General features: G+C 45.3%; 6 protein-coding genes. 2 read left to right on the forward strand and 4 right to left on the reverse strand.

The genetic code is table 11. The features are described from left to right. Position 1: 1 nt before the first annotated feature. The 4 genes from ACMFL8_RS02295 to cysM form a co-directional block, all read right to left on the reverse strand. The gene (locus tag ACMFL8_RS02295; RefSeq protein WP_010201773.1) at positions 2-2,554 is read right to left on the reverse strand and encodes a RelA/SpoT family protein; all 2,553 of its coding nucleotides are present in this window, start codon (positions 2,552-2,554) and stop codon (positions 2-4) included. A 382-nt stretch (positions 2,555-2,936) separates the two neighbouring features. Then, positions 2,937-4,478 carry a 23S rRNA (uracil(1939)-C(5))-methyltransferase RlmD gene (gene rlmD, locus ACMFL8_RS02300; RefSeq protein WP_413189988.1) on the reverse strand — a complete coding sequence of 514 codons (1,542 nt, stop codon included), beginning with the start codon at positions 4,476-4,478 and terminating at the stop codon, positions 2,937-2,939. Positions 4,479-4,552: 74 nt separating this feature from the next. Continuing rightward, on the reverse strand, positions 4,553-5,377 hold the full coding sequence (locus ACMFL8_RS02305; protein ID WP_413189989.1) for a 3'-5' exonuclease: 825 nt from the start codon (positions 5,375-5,377) through the stop codon (positions 4,553-4,555). A 24-nt stretch (positions 5,378-5,401) separates the two neighbouring features. After that, positions 5,402-6,361, reverse strand: coding sequence for a cysteine synthase CysM (gene cysM, locus ACMFL8_RS02310; protein WP_413189990.1), 960 nt, complete (start codon positions 6,359-6,361; stop codon positions 5,402-5,404). 574 nt (positions 6,362-6,935) lie between these two features. On the opposite strand from cysM, the gene ACMFL8_RS02315 reads away from it, so the two are divergent. Beyond that, positions 6,936-10,523, forward strand: a complete 3,588-nt coding sequence (locus tag ACMFL8_RS02315) for an ATP-binding protein (RefSeq protein WP_413189991.1) — start codon at positions 6,936-6,938, stop codon at positions 10,521-10,523. Positions 10,524-10,689: 166 nt separating this feature from the next. Continuing rightward, a complete protein-coding gene (locus ACMFL8_RS02320) occupies positions 10,690-11,502 on the forward strand; it encodes a crotonase/enoyl-CoA hydratase family protein (RefSeq protein WP_210541157.1) in 813 nt (270 codons plus the stop codon). Positions 11,503-11,591: the final 89 nt, after the last annotated feature.

Below are 11,591 nucleotides of genomic sequence, written 5' to 3' on the forward strand. Positions count from 1 at the left end.
CTTAAGCAACCGCACGCCGTGCATGCAATATGCCATGCTGCTGTTCAAGTTTGGCTAAGAGTTTGGACAAATGCGCCAATCCTGACACCTCAATATGAAACTTTAAAAAGGCAATATTGTCATCATTGCTCAGGGTCTCAACTTGACGAATATTGACATTTTCTTTGTCGATAATTTGAGTTAAGTCGCGCAACAATCCACGTCTATCATAAGCTTCTACATGAATGTCTACGGGTTGGTAGCGACCTGATTTTACACGCCAAGCAGCATCTATCTGGCGCTCAGGGTCACGTTCAATAAGGCGTAAATATTCTGGACAGCCCCGATTATGTACACTAACGCCGCGTGACAAAGTGATGTAACCTGCAATCGGCTCACCGTGTACAGGATGACAACAGCCTGCTAAGTTGACTTCGATATTGTCCAGACCGTCGATATGAATTTTATAGGCATCAATTTTGCCAGCATCTCTAGCATCGACACTGGGTGTGAAATCTTCCTCAGGTCTCTCTGGCTCTAAGTGTAGCTGACGAGAGATATGGCTGGTGAGCTGGTTTAGGCTGATATCACCTGTGACCAAACCAACAATGACGTCGTCTGTATTATTGACGTGAAAAAACTGAGTGTAATCATTCAAATCAATACTGTTAGGATGGACGGATAAACGCTCCAATTCCTTACTTAGCATGTGCCGACCAATCTCAATGTTCTTATCGCGGTCTTGCTTATTAAACCATTGACGCAGCTTTGAGCGTGCTCGATTGGTATGAATATAACCGAGTGAGGCAACCAGCCAATCACGATTGGGCTCGCGAGAAGCTTTGGTAATAATCTCAACTTGCTCACCAGTTTTGAGCTGATAAGTCAGAGGCACATAGCGTTGATTGACCCGAGCGGCTTGCGCACGGTTACCGACCTGAGTATGTACATAGTAGGCAAAATCAAGGACGGTCGCGCCTTTTGGAAGTTCGGTAATATCACCGTCACGACTAAAGATGTAAATGCGCTCAAGCTCATCAAAATCAACCAGTTGCTCTTCTTCGTCGAACTCTATTTCTTCTAGCTCATCACCAGTCAACATGGATGAGCGTGGCTGATTGCGTGTTTCATTATTGATAGAAAGCAGTTGACGTAGTGAGCTGATTCTCTGGTTAAGATAATTGTCTTTCTTGTTTTTTAGCCCTTCTTTGTAATTGACATGCGCGCACATGCCAAGCTCAGCCTCAAAATGCATCTCATGGGTACGAATCTGTACTTCAAGCGATTTGTTTTCGGCAATCACCGCCGTGTGCAGCGAGCGATAGCCATTTGATTTAGGATTGGTAATATAGTCATCAAACTGTTCAGGAATATAGCGCCACAGACCGTGTACCAATCCTAAAACGTGGTAACAGTCGGAAGGATTGGTCACTAACACACGCAGCGCACGAATATCGTAAAGCTGATCGAAGGATAAGCCTTTGAGCTTCATTTTTCGATAAATAGAATAGATGTGCTTGACGCGTCCTGACACTTCACCCGCGATATCTGCTTCCGCCAAGGCTTCATTGAGCTTATCTTGCACACGCTGAATATAAGACTCGCGTTCGCTACGTTTTTCTGACAATAGCTTGGCTATTTCTTTGTAACGCTCAGGGGCGAGATATCGAAAGGCAAGGTCTTCAAGCTCCCATTTTAGTTGGGCAATACCCAATCTATGGGCCAGTGGCGCATAGATCGTCATGACCTCACGTGCCACTCGATTTTGCCGCTCTAAGTGAGAAAAGGTCAATTCGCGCATGGCGAAGGTACGTTCAGCCAGCTTAATAAGCACCACACGCACATCATTGGTGACGGAGATGAGCATGCTATAGATGTTTGATAATTGGTCACGCTGATTGTTTACGAAGTGATCTTCTAAGCGTTTGTTACTTTCGATAATTTCCGACAGTTTACCCATTGCCAAAGTATCTTTGACCAATGTGGAGATGTCTTTGCCAAATTTTTGCTCAATTTCAGTCAGACTGATGATTGATTTGCGGGCACTGCGATAGAGCATCGCAGCAACCAGCGCATCTTCATCTTGATAGAGGTAGGTCAATATATCGGTCATACCGATACCAGTGACATAAGCACCGGAGCGCTCAGATTCGCTGGTATTCATATGACTACGAATAAAGTCACAGGCAGCGCTGAGGTTGGGCACAGACTCTTGGCCGATACGCTTGGCCACGTTATCTAACCACGCAGGGACATCAATATTGGCATTGTCTAGATCGATTGCTTCAAGCTCTTCTTCTGAGAGAATATGAGCATCATCTAAAAGCTGGTTGTCCAAATATTCATTTTCAAGATTTGGGTCATGACTATGGTAAGCATGCTGTGCAGAGCGATCAAAAGTCGTATGCAGCTTGTGAGTGGCCAGTTGGTATTTGATATCGAGTGGAATTTGAGCATAGCTATTAGCAGACTGATGAGAGCGTTGACTCGCAACCAGTTGTGCCGCTAACGTCGCACTGTCGGCTTGTGTGGTCTGTCCATCTACCAACGGTAATCCTTCACGAATTTTTACCATAGCCGACTCCTCTTAGCTATTTCGAATTGATTATAACCTCATCTACTACGTACGAAACCCAAACTTATACAATATATAAGTGGGCAACTAAAAATCAATACAGCTGCTAAAAATCCATTTTTAGCAGCCATAGAGTTGTATGTAGAATATGTAAGATTATGAGTGTTAATAACTGCTGTATGCTGATTAAATAAGCATAGAAAGAACGACTATTATCTCATTTTAAGACGACAAATCAAGAGAGGCTCTGTAATGCTCATGTCACTATGATTAACATATCGGCTACTTTAATAGCATATTTTGACCTAATTTATGAATAAGCAAAATGTGTTGATAGTATGCCTAGTCACTCATACGATGACATATGCGAAAAAAATCAATGTTAATTAGTGACCTTTTCAAAGCGCGCAATAGACTCAACATGTCCAGTATGGCAAAACATATCCATTACGCCAGCATGAGTCAGACGGTAGCCTTGCTCTAATAATGCTTTTGTATCGCGGGCAAGCGTTGCAGGGTTGCAAGAGACATAGACAATACGCTCGGCGTTAAACTTCGGCAGATACTGCATAATCTCCCACGCGCCAGAACGAGGCGGATCGATCAATAGCGCATCAAAGCCTTGATTGGCCCAAGGCTTATCAGTACAGTCTTGCGTCAAGTCTTGGCTATAGAATTCAGTGTTATTGATCCCATTACGACGTGCATTATCAGCGGCGCGTGCGGTCATCGCTTCGCTACCTTCAACACCGACGACAGAGCCAGTCTCGCCAACCAATCGTGCCAATGGCAAGCTAAAGTTACCTAGACCACTAAACAAATCGAGTACGCGTTCACCGGCTTTTAGGTCTAATAAATCACAAGCAAGTTTGGTCATCTGACGGTTCACAGATAGATTAACTTGGGTGAAATCTGTTGGGATAAATTCAAAAGTAAGGTCGTACTCTGGCAGTTGGTAATACAAACGTCCAAATTTCTGACTCAGGTCATCAGCATCCGTCAAGGCGATACGCTGGATGCTATCAACGCCTTTCGATTGTAAATACAGCTGCCAATTACGCGCGGCAAAAAACACCTTTAGCTTCTCTACATCGGCATCAGATAACGGCGCTAAGTTGCGCACAATGAGGGCGACTGGCTGGTTGCCATCTGGTAGCTCTGGCATCTCTTCACCCATCGCCAATTCAAGCTGGGCAATCTTGTCACGGCTCTCTAGAGTGCTGATAAGGGTTTTTAAGTTTTCAAGCTCAAAGCCAATACGGGGATCTAGAATATGACACTCATTTAGCTCAGCCAAAAAGTTACTTGAGCGTTCACGAAAGCCCACCAAGGCGGTTTCTTTTTTGGTCACATAACGCACACCCATTCTTGCTTTGGTGCGATAACCGAGGCGATCACCGATTACAGGTGCTAGCCAATGATCAGGCTCGGCTTTGGCTTGATGCATCAGCATTTCAGCAAGGACAGACTGCTTAAAATTAATCTGAGCATCTGGCTGCCAATGCTGTAAGTTACAACCACCACAGACACCGAAGTGCGGGCAGGGCGGTACCACACGTTCAGGATTTGGGTTGGCAGTGATGCTGATCGCGTCACCTTCCTCAAAGCTGGTTCGGCTATTGGTAAGCTTGACCAAAGCGCTTTCACCCGGCAAAGCAAAGCTGACAAAGACTTTTTTACCATGCTTGTCTATGGCATGACCTTCTGCTTCACCTAAGCCATTGCCATACACTGCCACGCCGCGACCATCATGCGACAACCCATCAATATTAAACGGTAAGGGTTCAGCCTCTTTTAGACGGCGACGGGTCTTTGATGACGGTTTGGATTTTTTCTTGTTAGGCGGGATGGTAATGGTTTGGGTATCGTTCGCCTGCAGCGTTGCATCAGCTGCGGTAGATGTTTTTGAATCGGTGGGTTGCATAAACCTGCCTTAAATAAATAATAAATAATAAATAACTAAAAGGTGAGTACAGAAATTGGTACAAAGAATCATGCTTATACTGACGGCGTAAATGACCAATCAGCAATAAATTCTTGATGACGTGCACTGCCATCGGCTTGGGTGTATTTTGCTAAATAGTCATGGCTTTGCTGCTGCCAAGCATCAAAATCTTGTGAGGACAGTTGACCCGTTAAACGCAGCCAGCGCAGATAGATTAGCCAGGTATTCATCACGTCAGACTCGCAATAAATAGACAGCGTCTGCCAATCATCATTGCTGACAAGATCGCCAACCATACTGCCATCGACACTGGTTTTGCCGGGAAGTCCATACAAGCTTGCGACGATATCCATCGCTTCGCGGCGACTGGCACCGTATTGGCTAAATCTGTCCATTAAATCAAGATGGCGAGTATGGAAGCGATTGACATAATTATCAAAGCGCATGTTTTTGATGCGTGCGCCTTCTTCAAATAGCCATGGTGCTGAAAGGTCATACTGCATGGCACGGTAAATCAATACCGGAATATCAAAACCTGAACCATTCCAGCTGATCAGCTGTGGCAATTTTTCAATGTCACTAAACGCTCGAAAGAATTTAACGAGAATGTCCTTTTCGCTGAATTTATCTGCAGTCAACGAAAATAACGACAACTTGCCATCTTTTATATATAACGCCGAAATACAAACAATACGTTGCAGCGGCAAACGCATAAAATCGTGCCCAGCCTCTTGTGTACGTAGCGCTGTCAATGCGCTCAGTGCGTCCGCATCATTTAGATCGGTCAGCTGCGGGTAAATACGGCGCGCGGCAGCTGTATCCGCGACAGTTTCAATATCAAAGACCAATATAGGGTCGGAGGGTAGGGCATGTGACATAGATAAACCTAATTAATTTCGAGATTATGGTGCTGCATTGTCTACGCTATCATCGATACTATACAGCCCCGTCGATAAATAACGGTCTCCACGATCACAGACAATAAAGGCGATAACGGCATCAGGATTTTCTTTAGCCACCTGTACGGCAGCCCATGCAGCGGCGCCTGAAGATACACCCGCGAAGATACCTTCGGTTTTGGCCAGTTTGCGCATATAAACTTCAGCGATATGTTGGTCGATATCCATCACTTCATCGACCAAGTCTGCATCAAAAATACCCGGCATATAAGCGGCAGGCCAACGGCGGATACCGGCAATAGACGCTTCCTCGTCAGGTTGCAGCCCGATGATTTTGATCGCTGGGTTTTGTTCTTTTAGGTATTGCGAGACACCAGTAATGGTGCCAGTCGTGCCCATCGAGCTGATAAAATGGGTAATTTTACCCGCAGTTTGCGCCCATAGCTCAGGGCCAGTTGTTAGATAATGGGCTTGTCTGTTATCAGGATTATTAAATTGATCTAAGACGATGCCTTTGCCATCCGTTTGCATCTGCAACGCCAAATCACGCGCTGCTTCCATACCTTCATCCACTTCAATCAACGTAGCACCATAAGCAATCATGGCGTCTTTGCGCTCTTGAGTCGAATTGGTTGGCATCAGTAGGGTGATCGGATAGCCACGCATCGCAGCGACCATAGCCAACGCAATGCCTGTATTGCCACTGGTGGCTTCAATCAGCATATCTCCAGGCTTTATGTCGCCGCGCTGTTCCGCTTGGTAAATCATATTAAAAGCAGGGCGGTCTTTGACAGAGCCAGCAGGATTATTGCCCTCAAGTTTGGCGAGCAAAACCGCACCGTTTGTAATGTGCTCCTGCTCAGGCAGACGCTGAAGTTTCACCAATGGTGTTTGACCGACGCAATCGGCAAGGGCAGTCACTTGCGTGATAAAGTTGGCATTTGACGTGGTCGTCGTGGACATAAGGTATCCTTATTGGTTTTTTAGAGGACAATTTATTTAATATTAGGTATTTTTTAGAGCGTTATTCATTTAACAGTCGTCTGAAGCACCGCGTTTTAAATAACGGCTTGCTGATTAACACACTGTTGTTATCGTCCAACAATCGCTTGAGACCATCTCTGTAAATTCTGAGACTGCCACTATAAAGGTTGTTACTCAATCGTCAGCCAGTCAATTAGTGCGAGGGTCGTAATTACGCCGTTAATCTGGTCATATGACGAGGTATAAATGATGACAAATAAAAAGTTGCGTCATTATATCATTTTGTTTTCAGCCGCGCTGATGACATCAGATATTATTGGTAAATGCATTGCTACTGATATTAAAGACTTGAACATGGATACTGTCAAAATTATCAATGGATAGAGGTTCTCTTATCAGGATTATAAAGGTTAAGGTACGCGCTATGAATGTTTAACAGCCATTCATAAAATCCTGTTAAGATAATATCGAGCACCAGTTATTGGCTGCGGCATAAGACGTGAAAGCAGCATGAGTATTTATCGCAAAAATATCAGTGGAGAGTAATCCCAGTATGGCATACAAGAAACGTTTTGATACCAGTAGCGCTTATGGTCAGCTGATTATATTGGTGTTTTTGCCGATCTGTTTATTAGCAGCGGTCGGTGGTATCTTGGTCTTTCACGAAACCATGCGTGCTAGCAACTCAGAGCAAGAAGCATTAGCAGAGGCAATGCTTATTCGTTATACACCCACGATTGCCGAGCGTATTCCCGAACTACTAGAGCAGCAGCGTCAGCAAGCGAGAGATGAGGTCAATACAAGTGAGGCACCGCAAAAATCAGCTGTTACACTCAGCGGCCTCCAAGATAGGCTTGGGCGTATGCAGTCTGAGCAGCATGTACAGCGTATTGCGATTATTGACGAGGGCAATCAAGTACTGGTGACGGTAGGTTATGGAGCGAATGAAGCGTGGCCTCTGATCGCCACGACAGGGGAGTTTTTATCGCAAAAGCCAACACCTATCGGTACCGCCTATGGCAGCATGCTGGGTGATTTTGACGGTCAGCAACTGTGGTTAATGATTGATATGGACAACGAGCCGCTCTATATCGCTCGTTACCGTATCGCCATGGCACTGGTCATTACTGGCTTGTTTACTATTTTAATCTTGTTGCTGAGTTTGAATATTTATTCAAAACGTTGGATTGCACCAATTTATGAGTTGCGCCTGCAATTACAACGTACCCATGTCGACAATCTATACCAACCCGCTTCGGTCGAGTCAACTGGTGAGCTGAATTTATTACAACAGGATTTAATTAGGACTCTACGCCGTTTGCATGGTAGCTTTCAAGAGCTTAAGGACCATGCTGAGCAAACCGAAGATGACTTGCGTTTGGCCTTTGATGAGATGGAAATGCAAAACATCTCTATTAGAAATGCACGTGATGCCGCCATCTCAACCAGCCAAGCCAAATCTGCATTTTTGGCCAATATCAGCCATGAGCTGCGCACACCGCTCAACAGTATTGACGGCTTTATTAATTTGCTGGCGCGTCATGGCGAGCTCAATCCTGAACAAGACTTGTATGTGCAGACCATACGCAAATCGTCGGCACACTTGCTCGCTTTAGTGAATGATGTCTTGGACTTTTCTAAAATCGAAGCGGGCAAATTGGTGCTCGACCGCCATGAGTTTGACCTGTATGACACCATCTATGACGTGGTCGACATGCTGTCACCGGTATCCTCAGAAAAGGGGCTGCGCATGGCGGTGTTGTTCTATAATGATGTGCCCATGCGCGTGAATGGCGATGCCTTGCGCCTCAAACAAGTACTGACCAATATCGTGGGCAATGCCATTAAGTTCACAGACAGTGGCGATGTGGTGGTGCGCGTCAGCTTAGATGACCATCGCGACAATTACTTGATGATTAGCGTACAAGACAGCGGTAAGGGTATTTCCTTAGCCGATCAAAAAATGCTGTTCCAAAGCTTTAGCCAAGGCGATCCGTCAATCACTCGCCAGTATGGTGGTACGGGGCTAGGCCTAGTTATCTCCAAGCAACTAACCCGTTTGATGGGCGGCGATATTGGTTTTTATGATAATGCACAAGAAAACATTGCCAATCAAGGCGCGACGTTTTGGTTTCGAATGCCAGCCCATGTCGATGTATTAGAAGCCGCTACTGGGCAGACGATTGCGCTACCCGTGTTAGCACCGCTGGCGAGTGCCACCGATGAGTTCAATGTGTTGGTATGGATTAATCATCCTGCTTCGATACAGGTACTCAAAGCCAGCTTGCAATACTTACCGATTAAGCTGACCCAAGCCAATTCGTTGCCAGGCGTGCTTGAGTCACTAAAAGAGCGCGGCAATTATTGGGATTGGGTCATCGTCGATGATGACAAACAAGACGATATGATGGCGCTGCTCAAACAGATTCGTCTGCATTATCAAGGCAAGCTGGCAGTGTTTGGTTATCAGGTCGCTGCCGATCAAGCGCTGTTAAATCGTTATCATGCCAATATATTGTATGAGCCGTTAGACAAACGCCAACTCTACGGTATGCTTGATACGCAGAAGCGCAGCGCACCCAAAAATATGCAAGAGCCGCGCTGGAAAGGCGTGACCGTGCTGGCAGTTGATGACCATCTGCCAAACCTACTGGTGCTCGATGCCTTACTCAGTGAGCTTGGCATTCAGGTGATTACGGCGAATAGTGGTTTTGAAGCCATAGAGCTTATCAGCAAGCAACAAACCAAAAATATCAAAACCGCCAAAGCTGATAAGCAAAGTTTGTCGAAAAAGACCCAAATTTCAAAAGCGGAAACGCGCGACGAAGTGGGTAAAGCCGCCAACAGTTCCCTATACTCTGAAGATAATAATAATGAAGACAAAAGCACTACTCAGAGTACAACCAATGCTCAGAGTAAAACCAGTAATCAGGATAAAAACAGCATCGACTTGATATTTATGGACATACAAATGCCGCGGATGTCAGGGCATGAAGCCGCTCGACAGATTCGTAATATCGAGAATGCTGATAATCGTATTCCCATTATTGCGTTGACGGCACATGGATTGGCTGACGAGCGCGACAAGCTCATGGCGAGTGGTATTAATGATTATGTGGGTAAGCCCATTAGCCAACCACAGTTGTTACAAGTGCTACAAAAATGGCTAGGACGCACAACGACAGTGCCGCAGTTAACCGCTGTGGCTGGAGTCAATGCAGAGCAAGAGGTTGGTACTCAAAATACTGGTACTCAAAATATCGGTACTGATGTTGGTACTGATGTTGGTACTGATATCGCTACTAAAGATTTTGATGCAAAAGGTTTTGATGTACAAAGTGACCCCTTAACGAATACCGCTGTGGAAAAACCTTTAGGTTCGTATGTAGGCACTACAGCACCGGCTTATCCGATGGTTAAAGGTAGTGACGATTATAATGGTCAGGTGTCCGAAGCTATCAATCAGCAAAAAGTAACCCGACCTTTATCATTAAAAAAAATCCGTGATGACTATCTAAAGGATAGCCAGCCTCGTGAGGACTATAGACAAGGAACGCTACGCGAAAGCCAGCCACGTTATGAAAGCTTGCGCTATCAACAGCAAAGACAAGCATCGCTACTGTACCCTCCGTACCAAATATCAGGCAGCAGCAACCCTGAGGTACTAGCAAGTACCGAGGATAAGTTAGACGAGCACACAAACCTCGACCTAAGCGCTAATGATACGAGCACCTCCCATATCTTAGACTGGCAAGATGCGTTGACTCGCTCAGCGAATAAACCGGATCTCGCAGCCAAGCTCATAATTATGATGCTCGATACGATCAATGAGGAAAAACGCGCCCTCACTCAAGCGTGGGATGCCCGTGACCGTAGTGCTCTTGCACAAATTGCCCATCGTATCTTAGGCGGTAGTCGCTATACTGGTGTACCAGAGCTACGTCAGGCCAGCCAAGATCTGGAAGACAAGAGCTTGTTGAATATTCAGCACACTACGCCTGCACAGTTTGCGATGCTTGAGCCGTATTATGAAGCGTTATTAACGGCATTAAATAACTTACAAGCGCTGGATTTATCGTCTTATGCGCAGCTGAATTATCATCGTCTGAGTGAAAATGATATGACGTGGAAGATGATTTGAGGCAGCTAATATATCAGATGGTTTTGTCTGCAAATTGGCCGTTTTCTATTGATTGATGGATGGGTGGTATCCTGACAGTCAGTTATTCATAAGATATGGCAGATATAACCCTGTTATATTGGCATCATTAGCAGCATATTTATTTTATTTATTAATAAGGATTGTTATGAACGCGATTGCCACTTACCAGTATAAAACGTTACAAGTGAGTGTGACTGACCATATTTTAACCGTTACTTTAAACCGCCCTGAAAAAAAGAATGCCATGAGTTTTCAGATGATAGATGAGTTGATCAAAGTAGCAAGTCGCATTGGTAAAGAGAAAACGATACGTGCGGTGATTTTGAATGGTGCTGGAGATACGTTTTGTGCAGGTATCGATTTGAGCGACTTAAACCACCCAAAAAACAAAGCTTTTGCACTTTGGGAGTTAATGAAACCTTGGCAGAGCCTTTTTCAGCGTGTCTGTCTGGTTTGGCGTGATGTGCCTGTCCCTGTGATTGCGGTACTAGAAGGGTATTGTATTGGTGCAGGGCTACAACTGGCGCTGGCGTGTGATGTGCGCATCAGTCATCCTGATTGTAATTTGTCTATTATGGAAGCCAAGTGGGGGCTCGTGCCTGATATGGGATTGACCCAGTCGGCATTGGGCGTGGTTCGCGTCGATGTCTTAAAAGAGCTGGCGATGAGTGCCCGTACGATTGATGCAACCGAAGGCAAAGAGTTAGGTCTCGTCAGTCACTGTAGCGAGACACCCTTAGCACAAGCACAACAGCTCGCTGCTGAATTTGCAGAGCGCTCACCAGATGCCGTACTGGCCAGTAAGCGTGTCATCAATGCGATGTACGAACAATCAGCGTTGACGTTATATCAAGAAAAAGTCTGGCAGCTAAAGATGATGTTAGGTCGCAACCGTAAGCTTGCGCTCAGAAAAGCCAAGCAAGCCAGCACTGCATTTGCCAAGCGCCAATTCCGTTAGAATCTTAGACATTTCTTGAGAAGTTGTTAGTGTTTGTTTTATTAACATCATATGGCTATTGAAATACAAGCAGACAGTAAGATATAACA

It is taken from the genome of Psychrobacter sp. AT9 (genome assembly GCF_047272965.1).
In the GTDB taxonomy this organism is placed as follows: domain Bacteria; phylum Pseudomonadota; class Gammaproteobacteria; order Pseudomonadales; family Moraxellaceae; genus Psychrobacter; species Psychrobacter glaciei.

Coding starts and splice junctions, on each gene's coding strand:
- ACMFL8_RS02295 (WP_010201773.1), bottom strand. CDS start 2,554: ATGGTAAAAATTCGTGAAGGATTACCGTTGGTAGATGGACAGACCACA.
- ACMFL8_RS02320 (WP_210541157.1), top strand. CDS start 10,690: ATGAACGCGATTGCCACTTACCAGTATAAAACGTTACAAGTGAGTGTG.
- cysM (WP_413189990.1), bottom strand. CDS start 6,361: ATGTCCACGACGACCACGTCAAATGCCAACTTTATCACGCAAGTGACT.
- ACMFL8_RS02305 (WP_413189989.1), bottom strand. CDS start 5,377: ATGTCACATGCCCTACCCTCCGACCCTATATTGGTCTTTGATATTGAA.
- ACMFL8_RS02315 (WP_413189991.1), top strand. CDS start 6,936: ATGGCATACAAGAAACGTTTTGATACCAGTAGCGCTTATGGTCAGCTG.
- rlmD (WP_413189988.1), bottom strand. CDS start 4,478: ATGCAACCCACCGATTCAAAAACATCTACCGCAGCTGATGCAACGCTG.